The organism is Rhodococcus sp. F64268, assembly GCF_023015605.1.
In the GTDB taxonomy this organism is placed as follows: Bacteria; Actinomycetota; Actinomycetes; order Mycobacteriales; family Mycobacteriaceae; genus Rhodococcus.
This window is the reverse complement of record NZ_JALKAI010000058.1, coordinates 1-261: the sequence shown is the minus strand read 5'-3', so window position 1 is coordinate 261 and position 261 is coordinate 1. Positions and strand designations below refer to the sequence as shown.

Here is a 261-nt window from a genome sequence, read left to right as displayed (position 1 = left end):
ACGGTCGTGCGGGGTTGACGGCGTTGCGGTTCGTGGCGGCTCCGGGTGGTGCGCGTATGTATCGGACCGGTGACGTGGTGCGGGGTCCGCGTGATGCCGGGTCGGGGATCGTGTATGTGGGGCGTAACGATTTTCAGGTGAAGGTGCGTGGTTTCCGCATCGAGCTCGGTGAAATCGATGCGGTGTTGTCGTCGTGTGCCGGTGTGGATTTCGCGGTGACGGTGGGTCGTACGACACCTGCGGGTGAGACGCAGTTGGTGT

1 protein-coding gene is annotated in these 261 nt (G+C 63.6%); it reads left to right on the top strand.

Annotated features, from left to right (window positions below):
• The coding region (locus tag MWU77_RS24545) for a hypothetical protein (protein WP_247275040.1) at positions 1-261 on the top strand (261 nt) is incomplete at both ends.